Raw genomic sequence first — 20,121 nt, forward strand, 5'->3', positions numbered from 1 at the left:
GACGGGCGCACGGGATTCAATCGCGTGCGTCCAGGGCCGCGACGATGCGCGCGCGCGAGACCTCGGCCAGACGTCGGCGGCCTTCCCCACTGCCGGGCAGGATCGGCTCGAGGAACATCACCTCGGCATCGCGCGCGGGTTCGCCCAGCAGACGCACGAAATTGGCGACGAACGATTCGCGCGGACCGAAGGCAACGATGGTCTGCGCCGAACCGTGCCGTCCGTAACGCAGCGCGACCGGCTGGACCGGGACATCGGCGTCCACGGCCGCCAGAAAGATGCGCGCATGGAACGGACCGACGACCTCGCCGTCGCGCGCACGGCCTTCCGGGAACACCGCGGCCGGCCGCCCGTCGCGCAGTCGCGCCACCATTTCGCCAAGCACGCCGCCCAGCGATTCCGTGCTGCCGCGCTGGTGGAAGATCGTCTCGCCGCGCGCGGCCAGCCAGCCGACCACCGGCCAGTCCGCGATCTCGCGCTTGGCGACGAAGCCCACCATGCGCTGGCTGTGCAGCGCGACGATGTCGACCCAGCTCACGTGGTTGGCGACGAACAACACAGCGCCCGGCAGTGGCGTGCCCGTACGTGATAGCCGGAATCCGAAGATCCACATCAGCAGGCCCTGCCACCAGCGGATCATGCGGTGGTCGACACGCTCGCCGCTGCGCAGGCGACGTCGCCCGATTGGCGGCAGCATCGAGAGCAGCAGGATCGGCAGATGGATGCCCAGGTGCCACAGCAGCAGCGGCACACGCACGCAGTAACGCAACACGCGCGCCGGCGTGTCGCCGGCGACGGCGCGAATGGAAGAAGCACTCATCGGTGCACGATACCCAAACATGGAACGACGCGCTGTGCGCACGGGCTCACGGCTTCGGGACGACCGCGAGCGTCAGTCGTGAAATGCAGACCAGTTTGCCTTTCGCATCCTCGATGCGGATCTCCCACACCTGGGTGCTGCGGCCGACATGCAGCGGGCGCGCGGTGCCGGTCACGATGCCGGCGCGCACACCGCGAAGATGGTTGGCGTTGATCTCGATGCCGACGACGCCGCAGCCCTCGGGCGCGGACAGGCCGCCGGCGCTGCTGCCGAGCGTTTCGGCCAGCAACGCGGATGCGCCGCCATGCAGCAGACCGAACGGCTGGTGGGTGCGCCCATCGACGGGCATCGTGGCGCGCAGGAAGTCGGGGCCGATTTCGGTGAAGACGATGCCCAGCGCTGCAATCGCCGTATCGGCGGACATCGCGTTGAGCTGGTCGAGCGTGGTGTCGCTGCGGAACATGCGCAGAAGGCTCCGGGGGAAACCCGGCAGCTTAGGCCGTTGCGCGACACCGCGCAGCGCGACCGGCGGAATGGCGCGTCGCGATGGCGCGCGTACCGGTCGCGGGGTGCCGGGTGCGGTCGACGACGCGGATCAGACGATGTGGAAACGCGCCGGCATGACGCTGTCGCGGACTTCGAGCCGGAACGGGCTGTCGCCGTGGCGACGCGCGGTGCGGACCTGTGCATGGAAGCGTGCGGGCTGGGTGATGCAGGCCGGGACCGGGACGGCGTCGGCGGGAGAGTGCGCGTGGATGCGGAACATGGCGGAACTCCTGAGGATCGAAGAACGCTTCAGGCGCCGGGCGATCGGTCGATCGCAGGTCAGGCGATACGGAAGCGCGAGGGGCTGGGGTTGGCGACGTAGCTGCGCGGGGCGCCATAGCTGCTGCTGGTGCCGTAGCCGGTGCCGGGCTGGCGGGCGGGGCGGGAGGCGGCAGCGGGGACGAGATGTGCGGCGGCTTCGACGATGGCGTGCATACGGGTCATGGCGGATCTCCTGGGGGTGTGCGGGCGGGGTGGATCAGGCGACGCGGAAGCGGGCGGGGACCGACGCCGCGGCGTAGCTGCGGGGTGTGCCGTAGCCACTGCTGCGGCCATAACCGACACCGAACGGGCGGGGCTGGCGCTCGAGCGGCGGGGCGAGGTGGGCGGCGGCGTGGACGATGGCGTGCATGTGGGACATGGCGGCGTTCCTTGAGAGAGGGGTTGCGGGCTGGATTAGACGATGCGGAAGCGGGCGGGAGCGGGCGCGCTGCTGTAGCTGCGCGGGGCGCCGTAGCTGCTGCTGCGGCCGTAGCCGAGCCCGAACGGACGGACGAGTGCGGCGTTGGCGGTGCGGGCGGCGGGCGTGGTCTGGGTCTGCATGGTGGTGTCCTCGGGGTCGTTGTGCTTCGGTGTGTTGGTAGACTACAACACCACTGTTCGATAACACCACGTGCAAAAAGTCATGTCCCGCGAATTCATCGGATTCGTTAATCTCGGGTTCACCTTCAGCGCGACCGTCTTCGGTTGCAAGACGGGTGGGGACCGCAGAACGTGACCGTGCAGACGCGGTACGACGCAGGCGCGCGCTGGCCTCGACCGGCCGCGCGGTTGGTCATCAGGACCCGGAGACGGGACATCGAAGCCGCGTCGGATCGACACGCCTGGTCGCCAGCACGGGCAGCGCGCGGCGGATCCTCGCGTGGCTGGAGGATCTCCAGCCAGCACGCTCAGAGGATCGGGACGAGCCCCGCGCCGAACGCGGTGAAGATCCGCGTCAGCAGGCTGCGGAAGCCCAGGCTGACTTCCGGGAAGTCGCCGACCGCGACATAGCACTCGCGGAATCCAGGTGCGTCCGGGGGCAACGGCGCCGGGCAGTCGGGCCCGGGCTGGAACTCGAAACTGGTGGCGTAGCGCGTCGGCCAAAGATCGAAGATCGGAAGACGCTCCGACACCTTGGCCATCGAGTAGTCGACCCCCGAAAATACCGGCGGCGGATCACGCCGCGCGATCGTCCAGGCATTCTCCGGCGACATGTCGCGGCGGATGCTCTGCGCGAGACGTTGCGCGAAGCGTGCATCGTCGATGACCACGGCGCTTTCGGTATTGAGGTTGTCGCCGCGCGGATCGAAGTTGTGCGTGCCGACCACGCCGATGCGCGTGTCGATGACCAGCGACTTCGCATGCAGACCCATGCGCAGCCCGGTGCGGTCGAGCGGGACGCGCCGGTTCACGCCGATACCCGCATAGCGCAGCGCCGAGTATTCGCGCGTCAGCGGGGGCGTGTTCGCGGGACGCGTGGCGAGCACTTCCTCGCGTGTCGTCGCCGCGCCTTCAGTGCCGCTTTCGTCGAGGTTGACGCTGCCGTCGGCATTCCACGAAATGCCGACCGCGCCGGTGACCTCCAGATCGATCGGCGCGTCCTCCGGAAACGGCTTGAACTCATAGATGTGAAAGCCGAAGTCGCGCAGGTGACGGCGCTTGTACTTGTACGACAGCGCGTAGGTGATGAACGAATCGGTGGCGGCCAGACTGTTGGTCGAGACCACGACCTGCGGCGCGTCCGGCCGTGCGTGCAGATCGGAGAACATCTGTTCGGCCGGCTTCGACAGCACGAGATACGGTGTCTGCAGCAGCACCTCGTCCCGCGCCGATTCGATGAGTTCGCGCAGCCGCGGCGTCGCGGCGATTGCGGCCTGCGCCGCCTCACGGTTGCGGCGGTGCTTGGACGGGAGGTCGCCGATGAACTCCACCGGCCCGACCGGCAGCGCGGCCGCCACCAGGCGCTGGCGCACGAGCATGGCATCGCCGGCATCTTCCAGGATCGCCGCCACCCGCCGCGGACGTTCGTAATCCTGGAACGACACCGGCGGTACTCCACTGCGCAGCAGATGCCGACCGACGTCGGCCAGCTGCTCGACCGGCGTGCTCAGCGGCGCATGCCAGAAGGCGACGAAGTTCTCCTCCATCGCTTCGACCGCCGGCCCGGCGATCAGCACGTCGCGGTCGCGGAAGTTGAAACTGTCGCTCCAGTCGAAATAGTCGTCCTGGTAATTGCGCCCGCCGGTGATGCCGACCACGCCGTCGATCAGCAGCGCCTTGCTGTGCATGCGCTGGTTGAGCCGGCGCCAGCAGCAGGCCGCGGCCAGCGCGTACTGCGGATAACTGATGCGCGCGCGCCCCAGCACCGGGTTGTAGATGCGCATTTCGAAGTTGGTGTGCGCCCCGGCCAGTGCGGTCACCGTCTCGACCGTACGCATTGCCGCGAGCTGGTCGACCAGAAGACGGACCTGCACGCCGCGCCGCGCGGCCGACAGCAGTTCTTCGAGCACCAGATGGCCTGCGTCGTCCTCGTCGAAGATGTAGGTCTGCAGATCGATCGTGCGCTGCGCGCCGCGGATCAGGTCCAGCCGCGCGAGCAGTGCGTCCTGGCCGTATTCGAGCAGCAGCGCATAGTGCCGGGGCGCGGCCGGTGTGCTGCGCGCCATCGCCTGTGTGCCCAGATCACGCAGCGGCGACGGTGCCGCACAGGCGTCCGCACGTTCGCAGGCCACATCGGTCGAGCGGGCTTCCACCGCGATGTGCGCGGCGGCGTCGCGCTTGGCCGGCGACAGCGTGGTGCAGGCCGAGGTCGCCAGCGTCAACGCAAGCAGCAGGGCGCGGGTCACCGCGTGCATCAACGCGATTCCAGTGCGCGGATCCGCAGCGTGAAACGCACCTGGTCGGCGAGCGCGTAGCTCCAGCGATCCATCGCGTACTGGCTGCGTCGCACGTCGCCTTCGCCGATCACCTCGCAGTCCAGACCGGGCCGCGCGCAGTCGGCCGCCGTGACCCGGAAGGTTTCGCGGCGCTGCACGCCCCGGATGCTGAGGATGCCGGTCATTTCGCCGCCATCCCGGGCCAGCGTGGCGGGGTAGGGGTCGGACACGAAGCGGACTTCGGGATAGCGCGCGGCGTCGAACACGCCTGGCCCACGGGTGATGCGCGTGTAGGCGCGACTGTCGACGATCTCGACACTGTCCGCATCAAGGACCAGCCGCACCTGGTGCCGGCCATCCGCCAGCACGGCGATGTCACCGCGCCAGTCGTCGAAGCGGCCTTCGAGCTGCTGGCCCCAGCGGGTCCTGAGACTGAACCCGATTTCCGAGCGTCTGGTATCGAGCGCCAGGGTGTCGCCGGGCGCATCCGCGGTGGCGAACGCGGGCGTGACGCAGGCTGACGACAGGCACAGACCTGCCAGCGTACGCAGCAGCAAGCCGGCAGCGTGGGACATGGGCGGAGCGGCGTTGGACGGAGCAGGCGCCAGCGCGCCTACGGCCACCAGAACGCCGACAGCTCGGCGACGGCGGGTTCGACCGCGGCGCCGGTAGGCAAGGTCAGCACCGCGATGCCGGCCGGCGGCATGCCGCGGTACTCGCCGGTCTGGCCGCTGTGCAGCAACGCGGCGAGGCGTTCCAGTCCGGGGTTGTGCCCGACCAGGAGCAGGCGGCCGGTGTCGCGATGCTCGTCGAGCAGCGTCGCCAGCGTGCCGGGCGTGGCCTCGTAGATCGCCTGGTCCAGACGCTGGTCGACGTAGCCGATCGCGCCGAGCACGGCCTCGAGCGTTTCGCGGGTGCGCCGCGCGGGCGAACACAGCACGCAATCGGGCACCAGATTCTTGTCGTGCAGCCAGCGACCCGCTGCCTCCGCTTCGGCCAGACCTTCGGCCGACAGGGGACGGTCGATATCGGCCTGCCCGGGCAGGGCGGGGTCGGCGTGGGCGTGGCGGAGCAGGATCAGTTCGCGCATGTGCGGTCGGCAGCCTCGTTTGGTGACTTCATGACGGGCGACGCGTTCGGATGCGGTGAACGCGCCAGCGGGCCGGCTACTTCCGGACCCATTTGAGCAGGGCTGCCCAGTCGTCCTGGTGATCGCGCACCTGCGCCGAATGGTAATCGAACAGGCTCTTGCCCAGCCCGACCAGCATCACGTAGGCCTGGCTGTCGCGCAGCTGCGCGATGACCGGATACGGCCACTGCGCGAGCAGCGCGAGCGCCTGCTGCGACGCATTGGTGTGCGGGCGCAGACGGTTGGCGACCAGACCCACGCGGGTCTGGCCGCGACGCACGCGCGGATGTTTGGCCAGCGTGTTGAGAAAGCCCACGGTCGCATCGATGTCGAGGGCCGACGGCAACACCGGCACGACGATCGCGTCGGCGATTTCCAGATACGCATCGAGATCGTCGGCCATCGCGCCGGCGGGCGCGTCGACCACCAGCCGTGTCGCGCCATCGGGAATCGAGGCCAGCACTTTCTTGTGGCGCGCGCTGCCGTCGACCGGCAACACGGCGGCCTCGAGCCCGGCGCGGCGCTCGGCCCAGCGCGTGGACGACTGCTGCGGATCGGCATCGACCAGCACCGTCGACTCGCCTGCAAGCGCGGCGTGCGCGGCGAGGTGGGTGGCGATCGTGGTCTTGCCCACGCCACCCTTGGAGCTGGCCACCAGTACCGTCTTCATCGAAGTCTCCGGGTCGGATCGCGCATCGAGCGTACACCGCCCGTGCGAAGCCTGCGACCGCATGCGCCCGCCGGGCGTTTAACATCGGCGTCCCACACCGCGAGCGCATCGCGCCCATGAGTGAACTGCAGGACCTGGCCGCGCTGATCCGGGCCAACACGCCGTTGATCGTCGTCGAGACGCCAGACGAGCCGCGCGCGGTCGAACTGTTCCGGCAGTCGCTGGTGCAGGTCTGGCGCGCGCTGTACCGCTGGACGATCACCGAGGGCCTGCGCCGCGTCGATCTCGACGGCGAGTCGGAGACCGACACCGCCGCCGATGCCAGCAACACATTGGCCGCCATCCGCGACGCCGACCAGCGTGGCATCTACCTGCTGCTCGATTTCCATCCCTACCTCGGCTACGCCGGCACCCAGCGCCAGCTGCGCGATCTCGTGCAGCGCCGCCACTGCCTGCCGCACGTGATCGTGCTGGTGGGCCACAAGGTGGAACTGCCGGCGGATCTCGAAACGATGGCCGTGCGCTTCCGCCCGCGCCTGCCCGATGGCGACGCGCTGCTGAAACTGGTGCGCGAGGAAGCCACGGCCTACCAGCAGGAACACGGCGGCCGGCGCGTCGAGGCCGACGCCGATGCGGTGCGCCAGATCGTGCGCAACCTGCAGGGCCTGTCGCTCGGCGATGCGCGTCGGATCACCCGGCAGCTGATCCACGCGGACGGCGCGCTGGCGCACGACGACCTGCCGGCGCTGGCGAAACTCAAGTTCGAACTGCTCAACAAGAGCGGGCACCTGCATTACGAATACGACACGGCCGGCTTCGCCGACGTCGCCGGTGCGCGCCGGCTCAAGCGCTGGGTCGAACAGCGACGCCGCGTGTTCGTCGAGGGCGACGCGCCGCCGGGCCTCGATCCGCCCAAGGGCGTGCTGCTGCTCGGCGTGCAGGGTTGCGGCAAGTCGCTGTTGGCGAAAGCCATCGCCGGCGGCTTCGGCGTGCCGCTGGTGCGGCTGGATTTCGGCACGCTCTACGACAAGTACCACGGCGAGACCGAGCGCAACCTGCGCGAGGCGATCGCCTCGACCGAACAGCTCGCGCCCTGCGTGCTGTGGATCGACGAGATCGAGAAGGGCCTGGCCTCGAGTGGCGACAGCGATGGCGGCGTGTCGCGACGCGTGCTCGGGTTCCTGCTGACGTGGATGGCCGAGCGCAAGTCGAAGGTGTTCCTGGTCGCGACCGCCAACCAGGTCCACGACCTGCCGCCGGAACTGCTGCGCAAGGGCCGTTTCGACGAGACGTTCTTCGTCGATCTGCCCGGCGCCGACGTGCGCGCCGAGGTGTTCGCCGTGCATCTCGCGCGGCGGGGCTTCGACGTCGCGGCGTTCGATCTGCCGTTGCTGGCCATCGAGGCCGACGGCTTCTCCGGCGCCGAGATCGAACAGGCCATCGTCGCCGCGCTCTACGCCGCGCATGCCGCCGGCGCGCCGCTGTCGCAGCCGATGGTCGTCGAATCGCTGCGCGACACGCGCCCGCTGTCGGTGATGATGCGCGAACAGGTCGACGCGCTGCGCAGCTGGGCGCGCGAGCGGACGGTGCCGGCGGATTGAGTCGTGGCGAGAATGGGCGCAGGCCGTCGATTCACTATTGCGACTCGCGCCCTTCGACCGACCGTATGCGCGACGCCGCGCTCAATTCGTCTCGCTGATCTCCAGCCGGTACGTCCCCGACTGGCCGAGATGGCCGACGTAGACCTCGTACTCGCCGGGGCGGAACGTGTCGACGACCGCGGCATCGAGCGCGCCGGCACCGTCGTCGTCGCACAGCACCTTGCCTGGTCCAGCGACGACGAGGCTCGAATCGGTGGTGCTGCTGACGGCGAGGCGCAACGTCACCGTCGAGGTGATCGTCAGGCGATGGTCGGGTGTCGAATCGATCATGCCGGTGCAGTGCGCGCCGTAGCGGCTGGCCTCGACACCGCCGCCGGTCTCGCCGGTGCCGATCTGCGGATCGGGCGTGAAGCCGGCGCCGAGCGTGAAGTTCGCGTACTGCCCGTCTCCGGTCGAGGCGACGCCGCTGCCCTCGGTCAGGGTCAGCGTGTAGCGGCCGGGCTGCTCGATGTGGCCGACGTAAACGGCGTAGTCGCCCGGCGTGAGCCGCGCGTCGACCCGTGCATCCAGCTCGCCGGCGCTGTCGTCATCGCAGAACACACCGGCCGGACCGACGACGACCAGGGTGGAATCGGTGGTGCTCTCGACCGACAGGCGCAGATCGAGCGGCGAGGTCACGCGGATCGTGTGGTCGGGCGTGCTGTCGATGACGCCGCTGCACTGCGGCCCGAATCGCGAGGCCTGTGTCGCTCCGCCGGTCTCGCCGCTGCCGGTCTGCGGATCGGGCGTGAATCCCGCGCCGATGGTGAAGGTGTTGTAGGCCTGCGCCGCGACCGGGCCGCTGGCGCAGATGGTCAGCGCCGCGGCCAGCAGGCCGCAGGCAAGGTGCATGTTCCGCATCGAATCTCTCCGTCCCCTGGCGGCGGCGCGATGCCGACGCTGGCGGGAGTGTGCGCCTGAGCGCGGGGCGCGAACAGAGGTGACGACGCCGGTGCGTGGCCTGCTAATGTCGGCTCGACGCCGATCAGCGATACGACAGGGAGGTCGACATGCACCGCACCGTGTTCACCGTGGCGCTCGCCACGCTGATGGCGACAGCGCAGGCGCAGACGCGTGAAGCGCCGCTGCCGCATTGCATCGACAGTCGCGCCATTGCGGAGGCGCACCAGGTCGATGCGCGCACGCTGGCCCTGCGCGACGAAGACGGTGGACGCCGTCGGGTGACCTTGGCCGAGGCGTGTCCGGACCTGCTGGGCGATGTGGATGTGGTACTCATCGGACGGGGTGGCTGGCTCTGCGGGACTGAAGGCGATGCGATCCGGACGGCGGAGAGTGTCTGCCCGGTTGCCCGCGTCGAGAACGTCGATGCGCGTGCCTACGCCGAACTCGTACGCGAGTCGCGCCAGAACCTGATGTTGCTTGCCCCGGTCGTTGTCCGGGGGCAGCGCGCACGCGGTTTCCGCGGCACGCCGGACTACTGCGTGGCCAGCCGCTGGCTCCGGAGCTGGCACGAAGATTCGGATGGGTTGGTGGTCGAGGTCTCGCCAAGGCGTTCGGCGGGTAACCGCTATTACCGTGTCGAGATCGATGGCGGATGCAGCCAGAAAGTCAATTCGGACACGATCGCGCTCGTGTCGGGACTCGGCACCGGCATCGTCTGCGGGCACCCGGGTGACCACGTCGTGTTTTCGAAGTCCGTGTCCGCGCGCGGCACCGGCAGTGGTTCAGTCGGCCTGCCGGCCCTGGGCCAGACCGCGCTCGCGTCGGCGTCCCGCTGCCGGGTCTCCAGCGTGTATCCGCTGGAACGTTGAGGGCACCTGTCGAGATGTCGCCGTCGCGGCGTAGCTCGCGATGGTCGCGCGATGGTCGACGGTACACCCGCATCGTCAGAGCGCGCGGCGCAGCGGCCTGTCAGCGCGGCGGTTGCCAGCCTGCCGGAGGCTTCAGCGCAATGCCGGCCTCCTGCAACGCGCGCGCGATGAGGTCGGCTTCGCTGCGGATCGACGGGTCGGCGAGCAGGCGCACGAACTGCCCGGCGCCGTCACGGGGCAGGGCGTCGTTGGCACGGCCCCACTCGAGCATCTGCCAGTCGAACGCGCGGCGGCGCGCCTGCACCTCGGCACGCTCGGCCTGCGTGGTCGCGAGACGTTCGAGCAGGGCCAGGCCGAGCATCGTGCCGAGCTGGGTGTCCGAACCGTTCGCCATGATCCCGGCGACGTGGCGGCAGTCGCGCGCGCGGGTGGCATTGGCGCCCATCGTGTCCGCATTGCAGCCCTGCATCAGCGGGTCCAGACCCGGGAACGCGACGGCGGCCCACAGGCCCATTGCAATGATCGCGGCATGTTCGGTCGGCACGAACTCGCCGGCTTCGGCGAATGCGGCGCGTTCTGCGGGCGTCGGTGGCGTACGCAGCAACGCGGCCTGCATCCAGCGCACCTGTTCGAGCATGCCCAGTTCGAAGCGCGTGGCGACGCGCGCATCGGCGAGCAGCGCATCAATGCCACCGCCCCGCACCAGTAGTGGCGCGAGATTCTGCGGGTCGGCGCCGAGCCAGCGTTGTGCTGCGCGCAGTCGGGTCGCTTCATCCGCGCCATAGGCCAGCAGTGCATTGGCGAGCACATCGGTGCCCGCGCGCGCTGCGGCGTCACGACGCCACGCGGTGGCCTGCGCGTCAGGCGCGACCGGCTGCGAGGGGGCACCGGTATCGGGCTGCTCCGGATTCGCATCGGCCAGTCCGCGCAGCACCGCGGCGAATGCCAGTTCGCGTGGCTGCCCGGTGGCGGCGAGCGCCGCGGCGCTGCGTTGCGACCAGCTGCGCCAGGCGGCCTGATCGGAGCCGGACGCCGGCTGCGCAACCGGCGCATCGTCGAAACGCGAATACGGCGTCTGCGCGCTTGCGACAGGAAGCAGCAGGGCGAAGGCACATGCGGCCACGAGGGCGAGACGGATCATGCGAAGGCCTGGCAGAGACGAGAGGACCAGCATACCGACGCCCGACGTGTGTCCCCGTCGGTTCCAGGGAAATCCGGACGCGCCGGCGCAGCGATGGGGGCGATCCGCATCCGGAGCGGCTGCCCCGCCACGCGTGCCGCCGCGTCACGGCCGTCAGTGCATCGCGCGCAAGGATGGCGTGTCCATCAGGCGTACCGCAGTCCGGCGGCACTGGATCCGGCGCATGTGCAGGTTTGGACACCGGTGGGCGCGGTACGACCACGCCTATCTCGTCGGCATCAACGGCACGCTCGGAATCCATCCGCATCCGCCGCGCCCATCGACGCAGTGGATGTACAGATCACGCGTGCGCGCCTCAGTAGCCCGCGGCCTGCCCGTCCTTGCGCGATTCGCTGGCGCCGACCCAGCCGCCTTCCGGATTGACCATGATCGCCTGGTAGCCGCCGTAGGGGCCGTGGGCGAAGCGCACCGAGTGGCCCTTCTGCATCAGCGCGCGCACGGTCTCGTAGGGAAACCCGCTTTCCAGATCCAGTTCGCCGCCGTCGGACATCGCGATCACTTGGCCGGCCGGGTCGGTCGAGCCGTCGTGCTGGATGCGCGGGGCGTCACCGGCTTCCTGCAGGTTCATGCCGAAGTCGAGCATGTTGAGCAGGATCTGCACGTGGCCCTGCGGCTGCATCGCGCCGCCCATCACGCCGAACGCCAGCCAGGGCTTGCCGTCCTTCGTCGCGAACGCGGGAATGATGGTGTGGAACGGGCGCTTGCCGGGTTCGAACGTGTTGGGATGGCCGGGCTTGAGCACGAACTGCTCGCCGCGGTCCTGCAGGATGAAGCCGAGGCCGGGCGGTGCCATGCCGCTGCCCATGCCGCGGTAGTTGGACTGGATCAGCGAGACCATCATGCCGTCGGCGTCCGCGGTGGTCAGGTAGATCGTGTCGCCTTCGTCGAGCTGCGCCGGCGTGCCCGGCTGCACTTCGCGCAGCGCGGTGTCCATCGAGATCAGCGCGCCGCGCTCGCGGGCGTAGTCCTTGGAGATCAGCCGCTCGACCGGCGCCGGGTGGAATTCGGGATCGGCATACCAGCGCGCGCGGTCGGCGAACGCGAGCTTCTTGGCCTCGGTGAACAGATGCACGTGCTCGGGACTGCCGAAGCCGTAGGACGCGAGATCGTAGGGTTCGAGCAGGTTGAGGATCTGCAGCGCGGCGATGCCCTGTCCGCTCGGCGGCAGTTCCCACAGCTCGACGCCGCGGTAGCTGGTCGACACGGGATCGACCCAGTTGCCGGTATGCGCGGCCATGTCTTCATACGACAGGAAGCCGTCGTTGGCGGCGAAGTAGTCGCCGATCACCCGCGCGATGTCGCCCTTGTAGAACGCGTCGCGGCCGCCGTCGGCGAGCGCCTGCAGCGTGTTCGCGAGGTTGGGGTTGCGCCAGGTCTCGCCCTTGCGCGGCGCGCGGGTGCCGTCGACGGTGAACTGTTCGCTGAAGCCGGGCCACTTGGCCAGCCGTGGTACCGAGCGGTCCCAGTAGTACGCGATCACTTCGTGCACGGGGTGGCCCTCGCGTGCATAGCGGATCGTCGGCGCGAGGTTCTGCGCCATCGTGCGCTTGCCGAACCGGCCGTGCAGCGCGAACCAGCCGTCGACGGTGCCGGGCACGGTGACCGGCAGCGGTCCGTGCGGCGGAATGTCGGTCAGGCCGCGGCGTTCGAACTCGGCCAGGGTGAGCGAGCGCGGCGAGCGGCCGGAGCCGTCATAGCCGTGCAGCGTCTGCGTCTTCGGGTCCCAGACGATCGCGAACAGGTCGCCGCCGATGCCGTTGCCGGTCGGCTCCATCAGGCCCAGCGCGGCGTTCGCGGCGATCGCCGCATCGACCGCACTGCCGCCCGCCTTCATCGTGTCGAGCGCGATCTGGGTCGCCAGCGGGTGCGAGGTCGCGGCCATCGCATGCGGCGCGTAGACCTCGCTGCGGGTCGCGAACGGCTGGCCGGTGATGCGGTCGGCGGCGAGCGCGGGCAGCGCCGGCACGGCGACCAGCAGCAGGACGGACAGCAGGCGGAGGCGACCGACAGGAGCGGATCGAGGCATCGGGATTTCCGGGACGGGACAGGCGGACACGATACCGTCTGGCCGGCTGGGCGGGACGCGTTGTCGCCCGGGGAAGATGCGGTTGTACGGGAGATGGCGCGGGTCAGAGGGTCTGCGGGGGCGCGATCGACGTTGTCGAGGCGCGCGACCCCTCGCTCACGGGCGCGCGCCTCGCGCGCCTAAAGACATCCCGCGCAGCGACGCGTCAACGCGTCGCCGGTTTCTTCGCCGCGCGTCTGGCCGGCTTCGCGGCCGGCTCGAGCTGCCGGACCTTGCGGGTGACGGCGCCTTCCTCGCCATGCAGCGTCAGCAGCGATTCCATCAGCTGCTCGTCGGCGCTCGAACACACGCCGAGCAGCAGCACCTCGTCGCACCCTTCGGCGGCGATGTAGGCATGGCCCATGTTCGAGTCGATGTACACGCCCTCGCCGGTCTCGAGCACGATCGGATCGTAGAACTCGGTGTGCACTTCCATGCGGCCTTCGAGGACATGGATGTATTCCTCGCCGGAGTGGTGCACCAGCGCGCCGAACTCGGCGATGGTCTTGGCGCGCACGCGGGTCAGCACCGGAATCATGCGTTTGCGGCGCAGTTCCGGGCACAGGTAGTAGTAGTCGTAGTTCGGCGTGGTGATGCGGATCGCGTCGTCGACGCGGCCGATGCTGCGGCGCGCGGTGACCGGCGGCTCGGGCGCCTCGTCCTGCTCGGCGAACAGCTCCGACATGCGCAATTGCAGGCGCTGGCTGAGCTGCAGCAGCTTGTCGTAGGTCAGCGTCAGCCGGTCGTGCTCGACCTTCGACAGCGTCGACAGCGGGATGCCCGAATGTTCGCTCATCTGCTTGAGCGTCCAGCCTTTGCGCGCGCGCAGCGAGCGCAGCAGGCGGCCGATGGTGGGGTGTTGCGCTGTCATCCGGGTCGGGTCCGTTCGTGTGCTCTTCGGGATCATCATCGCCCCAGCGGGCGACGTGTGGAAAGGCGCGGCGGCATTCGCGGCCGGCCTCTCGTCCGCTTTATGGGGACTTCCGGCACGGTTGACAATTCTCCGATTGGGATCACTATCGCCAATCAGGACAAAACCGGGGCAGTGTGATGCGCGTGATTCCAACCTTCCTGTTCGCCGGGCTGCTTGCGGCTGGCATGGCGTTCGCGGCGACGCAGGACGCGGCGATCACGCCAGCCCCCGTGGCCGCGCCGCTGACACCTGCCGCCCCGGTCGACGCCACCGTGGCCGACGCGCAGCCACCTGTCGCCCCCGGCGGCGCACCCGTGCTGAGTGCCGCGGATGCCGAAGCGTGGATGGACGGCTTCCTGCCCTACGCGCTGGCCGCCGGCGACATCGCCGGCGCCGTCGTCGTGGTGGTCAAGGACGGCGAGGTGCTGCTGGAAAAGGGCTACGGCTACGCCGACGTCGCCGCACGCACGCCGGTCGACCCGGCCACCACGCTGTTCCGCCCGGGCTCGGTGTCCAAGCTCTTCACCTGGACGGCGGTGATGCAGCTGGTCGAGCAGGGCAGGCTCGACCTCGACGCCGACGTCAACCAGTACCTCGACTTCGAAATCCCGGCGCGCGACGGCACGCCGGTCACGCTGCGCCAGGCGATGACCCACACCACCGGCTTCGAAGAACAGGTCCGCGCGCTGATCACCGCCGACCCCGACGAGATCACGCCGCTGGGCGCCGCGCTGAAGCACTGGGTGCCCGAACGCATCCATGTGCCGGGCGCCACGCCGGCCTACTCGAATTACGCGACCGCGCTGGCCGGCTACATCGTCGAGCGCGTGTCGGGCGAATCGTTCGACGACTACATCGAACGCCACATCTTCCAGCCGCTCGGCATGACCCGTTCGAGCTTCCGCCAGCCGCTGCCCGCGCCGCTGCTGGCGGCCATGTCGATGGGCTATTCGAAGGCCTCCGACGGCGAAGCCAAGCCCTACGAATTCATCAGTCTCGCGCCTGCCGGCAGCCTGGCGGCCACCGGCGCCGACATGGGGCGCTTCATGATCGCGCACCTGCAGGACGGCGCATTCGGTGACGCGCGCATCCTCGGCGCGGACACCGCGCGCCAGATGCATTCCACCGGCCAGGCCTCGATCGGCCCGCTCAACCGCATGATGCTCGGCTTCTACGAAACCTCGGTCAACGGCCATCGCGCGATCTCGCACGGCGGCGACACGCAGTGGTTCCACAGCGATCTGCAGCTGTTCCTCGACGACGGCATCGGCCTGTTCGTATCGATGAACAGTTCGGGGCGCGACGGCGCGACCGGTCACATCCGCTACGCGCTGTCGCGCGGCTTCGCCGACCGCTACCTGCCGGGCACGCCCGCGCAGACGCCCGGCGTGCCAGAGGCCGACGCCAAGGCGCACGCCGAGCAGATCGCCGGCACCTACACCAGCAGCCGCCGGCCGGACCGCAATTTCCTGTCGCTGGCCAACGTGCTGGGACCGGTCAAGGTCGTCGCCAACGAGGACGGCACGATCACCGTGGCGATGGCGACGAGCGCCGCCGGCGCACCGAAGCAGTGGCGCGAAGTGGCGCCGTACGTCTGGCAGGACCGCGACAGCACGGACCGCCTCGCGGCCGATATCGTCGACGGCCGGGTCGTGCGGTTCACGATGGAGCCGTACGCGCCGATCATGGTGTTCGAGCGCATCTCCGCGTGGCGCGCGCTGGCGATGCCGCTGCTGGTCGCGAGCCTCGTCGTGCTGCTGCTGACCGTCGTGGCCTGGCCGGTGTCGGCGCTGGTGCGGCGCTACTACGGCACGCCCTACCGGCTGGCCGGCACCGATGCACGCGCGCATCGCCTGGTGCGGATCGCCGCGCTGCTGGTGCTGCTGGCGATGGGCGCAGCCCTCGCGCTCGTCGTCGGCATGCTGAGCAATCTCGCGATGACCAGCCCGGATACGGATGGCCTGATCATCGCCGTGCGCCTGTTCGCCACCGTGGTGCTGCCGCTCGGCGCGGCGGTCGCGGTCTGGAATGCGTGGCAGGTGCTGCGCGGCAGACGCCGGGTACTGGCCAAGCTGTGGGCCCTGCTGCTGGCGCTGGCCTGCCTGTTCCTGCTGTGGATCGGCATCGCCCAGCACGTCATCGGCTTCGGCGCGAACTACTGACGACCCGACGCGCCGGCGGCATCAGCCGCCGGTGCTTCCGCCCCTGTCCCGACGAGGAACGCGCGTGACTGCCCAGCCGGTCGAACTCGAGCTGCACAACGAACCCTTGCCCCTGTCGGCGCCGTTCCGGATTGCCGGACACGTGTTCTCGGCGATGCCGGCCACCGTGGTGACCCTGCGCGCCGGCGCGCATGTCGGACGCGGCGAAGGCGCCGGCGTCTACTACACGGGCGATCATCCCGACACCATGCTGGCCGCGCTGGAGGCGATGCGGCCCCGCATCGAGGCGGGGCTCGATCGCGAGACGCTGCGCACGCTGCTGCCCGCCGGCGGCGCACGCAACGCGCTCGACGCCGCGTTGTGGGAACTCGAATCGCAGCAGACCGGCACGCCGGTGTGGCGACTTGCTGGCCTCGACGGCGTGCGCCCGCTGCTGACCACCTTCACCGTCGGCGCCGACGATCCCGCGGTCATGGCGGATCACGCCGCGGCGTATACACAGGCGCGCGCGCTGAAGTTGAAACTGACCGGCGACGCGGACCTCGACGCGGCGCGCGTGCGCGCAGTGCGTGCGCGCTGTCCGGCGGCGTGGATCGGCGTCGATGCCAACCAGGGCTACGACGGCGCATCGCTGCCGGCGTTGCTGCCGGCGCTGCTGGAAGCGCGCGTGGCGCTGCTGGAACAGCCCTGCGTCCGCGACCGCGAGCATGAGCTCGACGGCATCGCGCGCGCACTGCCGTTCGCCGCCGACGAAAGCATTCTCGATCTCGCCGAACTCGAGGCGCGCCACCACCACTTCGACGTCATCAACATCAAGCTCGACAAGTGCGGCGGCCTGACCGAGGGGCTGCTGATGGCGCGCCGCGCGCGCGAACTCGGCAAGCAGGTCATGGTCGGCAACATGTGCGGCACCAGCCTGGCGGCCGCGCCGGCGTTCGTGCTGGGCCAGTTCTGCGACGTCGTGGATCTGGACGGGCCGATCTTCCTCAAACAGGATCGCGCGCCGTCCGTGCGCTACACCGACGGCCACATCTGGTGCGGCGACGAGGTCTGGGGGCCGTCGGCCGTATGACGCCCCTGGGCGCCACATCACTGGTTCCCGCCGACAACACCTTCGCGCTGCTCGCGGTGTTCTTCGGGATCACCGCGATCGGCGCGCTGCTCGAAAAGACCCGGCTCGGCCGTCGCGTGTCCGGGGTGATGCTGGTCATCGCGATCGCGATCGCGCTGGCCCATTTCCGGATCATCCCGGCCGCCGCGCCGGTCTACGGTGCCATCTGGACCTACCTGGTGCCGCTGGCGATCGCGCTGTTCCTGCTGCGGGCCGATCTGGTCAGCATCGTGGTCGAAGGCGGACGCACGCTGGTCGCGTTCCTGTTCGGGGCGGTCGGCGTGGCGGCCGGCGCCTGGCTGGGCGCGCAGCTGCTCGACCTGGGGCCATTCGAAGCGCAGTACGCGGCCGTGTTCAGCGCGACCTATGTCGGCGGCTCGCTGAACTTCGCCGCGGTCGCCGAAGCCATCGGCTTTCGCGACCCGAGTGCACTGGCCGCGGGCGTGGCCATCGACAACGTCGTCGGGCTCGGCTATCTGCTGATGGTGGGGGCGGCCGCGTCGTGGTCGGTCTTCAGCCGGCACTTCGCCTGGCGCGCGCATCGCCTGACCGACGTGGGCGACCAGGCCGATGCGGTGGAGCGCGTTCCCACCGTCATCGACCTGTCGCTGGCACTGGGCCTGGCCGCGCTGGCCTGCGCGGCGGGGACCGCGATTGCCAACGCGCTGGGACAAGCGGCCTACGCCATCCTCTACATCACCCTGCTGATGGTCGCGATCGCCACGCTGGGCCGGCGCTGGCTGGGCTCGATCGCAGGGCCGGAGCTGGCCGCGACCTTGTTCATGTACCTGTTCTTCGCGCTGCTCGGCGCCGGCGCCGACATCGGCGCGATGCTGGGCGCGGCGCCGGCCCTGTTCGCGTACGTGCTGATCATCTTCGCGGTCCACGTGGTCTTTATCCTTGTGGGCGCGCGGCTGTGCCGGCTCAACCATGCCGAGATCGTCATCGCGTCTTCGGCCTGCATCGGCGGTCCGCCGATCGCGATCGCATTCGCAGTGCTGTTCGGCTGGCGGCGGCTGGCGGTGCCGGCCGTGGCCACGGGCGTGCTGGGATATGTGCTCGGCAACTTCGTGGGCATCGGCCTGTTCGAAGCGCTGGTGCGATGAGCGGCCGTCGATGTGGCACGGTCCGCGGATGCGCGGGCGACAGGTTCGCGGACAGCCGGAAATGTCCGCATCGGATTCCTGGAGACCGACGATGTATCGACTGACCCCTCTCCTGCTGGCGTCCGCGTGTACGCTCGCCCTCGCCGGCTGCAGCACGACGCCGGCGTCCGAGACGCTGACAGACCATTACGACCTGCTGATCCGCAACGGCGTGGTCTACGACGGCACGGGCGGCGCGCCGCAGCGCGTCGACGTGGCCGTGCGTGGCGACCGCATCGCGGCGCTGCTGCCGCCGGGCAGCGCTGCGGCCGCCGACACGACGCTCGATGCGCAGGGCCGCGCGGTCTCCCCGGGCTTCATCAACACCCTGAGCTGGGCGACCGAATCGCTGATCGTCGACGGCCGCGGCATGAGCGATACCAGACAGGGCATCACGCTGGAGATCTTCGGCGAAGGCTGGTCGATGGGACCGGTCAATGCGCGCATGAAGGCCGACGCGCTCAAGCAGCAGGGCGACCTCCGCTACGACATGCCATGGACCTCGTTCGGCGGCTACCTCGAGTTCCTCGAGCAGCGCGGCGTCACGCCGAACGTGGCTTCGTTCGTCGGCGCGACCACGGTGCGCATCCACGAACTCGGCGAGGACGATGTCACGCCCTCGCCCGAGCAGCTCGCCGGCATGCAGGACGTGGTGCGCGAGGCGATGCGCGAAGGCGCGCTCGGCGTCGGCAGTTCCCTGATCTATCCGCCGGCGACGTTCGCCGACACCGCCGAGCTCGTCGCCCTGGCGCAGGCCGCCGCGGAATCCGGTGGTGGCTACGTCTCGCACATGCGCAGTGAGGCCGACCGCTTCCTCGAGGCGCTCGACGAGACCATCGCCATCGCGCGCGCCACCGGGCAACGCGCCGGGGTCTACCACCTCAAGGCCGCAGGCGAGAAGAACTGGCCGAAGATGGCGCAGGCCATCGCCCGCATCGAAGCCGCGCGCGCCGAAGGCCTGCAGGTCAGCGCCGACATGTATGCCTACACCGCCGGCGGCACCGGCCTGACCGCCAGCCTGCCGCCGTGGGTGCAGGCGGGCGGCCACGACGCGATGGTCGCGCGCCTGCGCGACCCCGCGATCCGCGCACGCGTGCTGGCCGACATGCGCAACCCGGACGTCGACTGGGAAAACCTGCGGCTGCTGGCCGGCTCCGACGACCGCCTGGTGTTGCTGGACTTCCACAATCCGGCGCTCAAGCCGTTGAGCGGCCGCAGCCTCGCCGACGTCGCGCGCGAGCGCGGCACCTCGCCGGAAGACACCGCGATCGACCTGATCATCGAGGACGATTCGCGGATCGGCACGGCGTACTTCCTGATGAGCGAGGAGAACGTCGAGCTCGGCCTGAAGCAGCCGTGGGTCAGCCTGGGATCGGACGCGGAATCGTCGGCGCCCGAAGGCGTGTTCCTCGAATCCAGCACCCATCCCCGCGCCTACGGCAACGTCGCACGCTTCCTGGGGCACTACGTGCGCGACCGCGGCCTGATGCCGCTGGAAGAAGGCATCCACCGCCTGACCGGACTGCCGGCGGCGAACTGGAAGCTGGAGCAGCGCGGCTGTCTGCAGCCCGGCTGCTATGCCGACATCGTGGTGTTCGACCCGGCGACGATAATCGACCACGCCACCTACGATGCACCGCAGCGCTACGCGACCGGCGTCGGCGAGGTGTTCGTCAATGGCGTGCAGGTGCTGCGCGATGGCGAACACACGGGCGCCACGCCAGGACGCGTCGTGCGGGGCCCGGGCTGGCGTGACCGGTCATCCGTCGGCCGGTGACCGGTCACCCCCGGTGATTCGCGGCCTTCTCCA

At 69.8% G+C, this 20,121-nt stretch carries 20 protein-coding genes; 6 read left to right on the top strand and 14 right to left on the bottom strand.

Features of this window, described 5'->3' with window-relative positions; all coding sequences use genetic code 11:
- Positions 1-16 precede the first annotated feature (16 nt).
- From AC3IRM_RS00330 to AC3IRM_RS00375, 10 genes are all read right to left on the bottom strand, one after another.
- Complete coding sequence (locus tag AC3IRM_RS00330) at positions 17-820, bottom strand: lysophospholipid acyltransferase family protein (protein WP_489204355.1); 804 nt, start codon at positions 818-820, stop codon at positions 17-19.
- Between the two features lie 46 nt (positions 821-866).
- Positions 867-1,283, bottom strand: a complete 417-nt coding sequence (locus AC3IRM_RS00335; RefSeq protein ID WP_489204356.1) for a hotdog fold thioesterase — start codon at positions 1,281-1,283, stop codon at positions 867-869.
- Between the two features lie 132 nt (positions 1,284-1,415).
- A complete protein-coding gene (locus AC3IRM_RS00340) occupies positions 1,416-1,586 on the bottom strand; it encodes a hypothetical protein (RefSeq protein WP_489204357.1) in 171 nt (56 codons plus the stop codon).
- A gap of 59 nt (positions 1,587-1,645) precedes the next feature.
- Positions 1,646-1,810 carry a hypothetical protein gene (locus tag AC3IRM_RS00345; protein WP_489204358.1) on the bottom strand — a complete coding sequence of 55 codons (165 nt, stop codon included), beginning with the start codon at positions 1,808-1,810 and terminating at the stop codon, positions 1,646-1,648.
- Positions 1,811-1,844: 34 nt separating this feature from the next.
- Positions 1,845-2,006 carry a hypothetical protein gene (locus tag AC3IRM_RS00350; protein ID WP_489204359.1) on the bottom strand — a complete coding sequence of 54 codons (162 nt, stop codon included), beginning with the start codon at positions 2,004-2,006 and terminating at the stop codon, positions 1,845-1,847.
- Between the two features lie 35 nt (positions 2,007-2,041).
- Entirely contained in the window at positions 2,042-2,188 is a 147-nt protein-coding gene (locus tag AC3IRM_RS00355; protein WP_489204360.1) for a hypothetical protein, read from the bottom strand.
- 347 nt (positions 2,189-2,535) lie between these two features.
- The gene (locus tag AC3IRM_RS00360; protein WP_489204361.1) at positions 2,536-4,482 is read right to left on the bottom strand and encodes a phospholipase D family protein; all 1,947 of its coding nucleotides are present in this window, start codon (positions 4,480-4,482) and stop codon (positions 2,536-2,538) included.
- Positions 4,482-5,078, bottom strand: a complete 597-nt coding sequence (locus AC3IRM_RS00365) for a YceI family protein (protein ID WP_489204362.1) — start codon at positions 5,076-5,078, stop codon at positions 4,482-4,484. The genes AC3IRM_RS00360 and AC3IRM_RS00365 overlap by 1 nt, the downstream gene beginning before the upstream one ends.
- Before the next feature lie 38 nt (positions 5,079-5,116).
- Positions 5,117-5,593 (bottom strand): SixA phosphatase family protein, encoded by a 477-nt coding sequence (locus AC3IRM_RS00370; protein WP_489204363.1) that lies wholly within the window; start codon positions 5,591-5,593, stop codon positions 5,117-5,119.
- 76 nt (positions 5,594-5,669) lie between these two features.
- Positions 5,670-6,302, bottom strand: coding sequence for a nucleotide-binding protein (locus AC3IRM_RS00375; protein ID WP_489204364.1), 633 nt, complete (start codon positions 6,300-6,302; stop codon positions 5,670-5,672).
- A 116-nt stretch (positions 6,303-6,418) separates the two neighbouring features.
- On the opposite strand from AC3IRM_RS00375, the gene AC3IRM_RS00380 reads away from it, so the two are divergent.
- Positions 6,419-7,903, top strand: coding sequence for an AAA family ATPase (locus tag AC3IRM_RS00380; RefSeq protein ID WP_489204365.1), 1,485 nt, complete (start codon positions 6,419-6,421; stop codon positions 7,901-7,903).
- Positions 7,904-7,984: 81 nt separating this feature from the next.
- Here AC3IRM_RS00380 and AC3IRM_RS00385 read toward each other — a convergent pair whose 3' ends face one another.
- The gene (locus AC3IRM_RS00385; RefSeq protein ID WP_489204366.1) at positions 7,985-8,803 is read right to left on the bottom strand and encodes a hypothetical protein; all 819 of its coding nucleotides are present in this window, start codon (positions 8,801-8,803) and stop codon (positions 7,985-7,987) included.
- A 149-nt stretch (positions 8,804-8,952) separates the two neighbouring features.
- Here AC3IRM_RS00385 and AC3IRM_RS00390 point away from each other — a divergent pair, with 149 nt between their 5' ends.
- Complete coding sequence (locus AC3IRM_RS00390; protein ID WP_489204367.1) at positions 8,953-9,714, top strand: hypothetical protein; 762 nt, start codon at positions 8,953-8,955, stop codon at positions 9,712-9,714.
- A 100-nt stretch (positions 9,715-9,814) separates the two neighbouring features.
- On the opposite strand, the gene AC3IRM_RS00395 is transcribed toward AC3IRM_RS00390, so the two are convergent.
- The 3 genes from AC3IRM_RS00395 to AC3IRM_RS00405 form a co-directional block, all read right to left on the bottom strand.
- Positions 9,815-10,855 (bottom strand): hypothetical protein, encoded by a 1,041-nt coding sequence (locus tag AC3IRM_RS00395; protein ID WP_489204368.1) that lies wholly within the window; start codon positions 10,853-10,855, stop codon positions 9,815-9,817.
- 355 nt (positions 10,856-11,210) lie between these two features.
- Entirely contained in the window at positions 11,211-12,941 is a 1,731-nt protein-coding gene (gene ggt, locus AC3IRM_RS00400) for a gamma-glutamyltransferase (RefSeq protein ID WP_489204369.1), read from the bottom strand.
- Positions 12,942-13,146: 205 nt separating this feature from the next.
- Entirely contained in the window at positions 13,147-13,851 is a 705-nt protein-coding gene (locus AC3IRM_RS00405; protein WP_489204370.1) for a helix-turn-helix domain-containing protein, read from the bottom strand.
- Between the two features lie 179 nt (positions 13,852-14,030).
- Between AC3IRM_RS00405 and AC3IRM_RS00410 the strand changes: the two genes are divergently transcribed.
- The 4 genes from AC3IRM_RS00410 (at position 14,031) to AC3IRM_RS00425 (ending at position 20,088) form a co-directional block, all read left to right on the top strand.
- On the top strand, positions 14,031-16,055 hold the full coding sequence (locus AC3IRM_RS00410; protein WP_489204371.1) for a serine hydrolase domain-containing protein: 2,025 nt from the start codon (positions 14,031-14,033) through the stop codon (positions 16,053-16,055).
- A 64-nt stretch (positions 16,056-16,119) separates the two neighbouring features.
- Positions 16,120-17,127, top strand: a complete 1,008-nt coding sequence (locus AC3IRM_RS00415; RefSeq protein WP_489204372.1) for a dipeptide epimerase — start codon at positions 16,120-16,122, stop codon at positions 17,125-17,127.
- Positions 17,124-18,272, top strand: a complete 1,149-nt coding sequence (locus AC3IRM_RS00420; protein WP_489204374.1) for a DUF819 family protein — start codon at positions 17,124-17,126, stop codon at positions 18,270-18,272. The genes AC3IRM_RS00415 and AC3IRM_RS00420 overlap by 4 nt, the downstream gene beginning before the upstream one ends.
- 91 nt (positions 18,273-18,363) lie before the next feature.
- Complete coding sequence (locus AC3IRM_RS00425) at positions 18,364-20,088, top strand: N-acyl-D-amino-acid deacylase family protein (RefSeq protein WP_489204376.1); 1,725 nt, start codon at positions 18,364-18,366, stop codon at positions 20,086-20,088.
- Positions 20,089-20,121 lie beyond the last annotated feature (33 nt).

This window comes from Luteimonas sp. KH_071, from assembly GCF_057838005.1.

Bases quoted from the DNA above. Each gene is read 5' to 3' on its own strand.
- AC3IRM_RS00330 (WP_489204355.1), bottom strand. From the start codon at position 820: ATGAGTGCTTCTTCCATTCGCGCCGTCGCCGGCGACACGCCGGCGCGC.
- AC3IRM_RS00335 (WP_489204356.1), bottom strand. From the start codon at position 1,283: ATGTTCCGCAGCGACACCACGCTCGACCAGCTCAACGCGATGTCCGCC.
- AC3IRM_RS00340 (WP_489204357.1), bottom strand. From the start codon at position 1,586: ATGTTCCGCATCCACGCGCACTCTCCCGCCGACGCCGTCCCGGTCCCG.
- AC3IRM_RS00345 (WP_489204358.1), bottom strand. From the start codon at position 1,810: ATGACCCGTATGCACGCCATCGTCGAAGCCGCCGCACATCTCGTCCCC.
- AC3IRM_RS00350 (WP_489204359.1), bottom strand. From the start codon at position 2,006: ATGTCCCACATGCACGCCATCGTCCACGCCGCCGCCCACCTCGCCCCG.
- AC3IRM_RS00355 (WP_489204360.1), bottom strand. From the start codon at position 2,188: ATGCAGACCCAGACCACGCCCGCCGCCCGCACCGCCAACGCCGCACTC.
- AC3IRM_RS00360 (WP_489204361.1), bottom strand. From the start codon at position 4,482: ATGCACGCGGTGACCCGCGCCCTGCTGCTTGCGTTGACGCTGGCGACC.
- AC3IRM_RS00365 (WP_489204362.1), bottom strand. From the start codon at position 5,078: ATGTCCCACGCTGCCGGCTTGCTGCTGCGTACGCTGGCAGGTCTGTGC.
- AC3IRM_RS00370 (WP_489204363.1), bottom strand. From the start codon at position 5,593: ATGCGCGAACTGATCCTGCTCCGCCACGCCCACGCCGACCCCGCCCTG.
- AC3IRM_RS00375 (WP_489204364.1), bottom strand. From the start codon at position 6,302: ATGAAGACGGTACTGGTGGCCAGCTCCAAGGGTGGCGTGGGCAAGACC.
- AC3IRM_RS00380 (WP_489204365.1), top strand. From the start codon at position 6,419: ATGAGTGAACTGCAGGACCTGGCCGCGCTGATCCGGGCCAACACGCCG.
- AC3IRM_RS00385 (WP_489204366.1), bottom strand. From the start codon at position 8,803: ATGCGGAACATGCACCTTGCCTGCGGCCTGCTGGCCGCGGCGCTGACC.
- AC3IRM_RS00390 (WP_489204367.1), top strand. From the start codon at position 8,953: ATGCACCGCACCGTGTTCACCGTGGCGCTCGCCACGCTGATGGCGACA.
- AC3IRM_RS00395 (WP_489204368.1), bottom strand. From the start codon at position 10,855: ATGATCCGTCTCGCCCTCGTGGCCGCATGTGCCTTCGCCCTGCTGCTT.
- ggt (WP_489204369.1), bottom strand. From the start codon at position 12,941: ATGCCTCGATCCGCTCCTGTCGGTCGCCTCCGCCTGCTGTCCGTCCTG.
- AC3IRM_RS00405 (WP_489204370.1), bottom strand. From the start codon at position 13,851: ATGACAGCGCAACACCCCACCATCGGCCGCCTGCTGCGCTCGCTGCGC.
- AC3IRM_RS00410 (WP_489204371.1), top strand. From the start codon at position 14,031: ATGCGCGTGATTCCAACCTTCCTGTTCGCCGGGCTGCTTGCGGCTGGC.
- AC3IRM_RS00420 (WP_489204374.1), top strand. From the start codon at position 17,124: ATGACGCCCCTGGGCGCCACATCACTGGTTCCCGCCGACAACACCTTC.
- AC3IRM_RS00425 (WP_489204376.1), top strand. From the start codon at position 18,364: ATGTATCGACTGACCCCTCTCCTGCTGGCGTCCGCGTGTACGCTCGCC.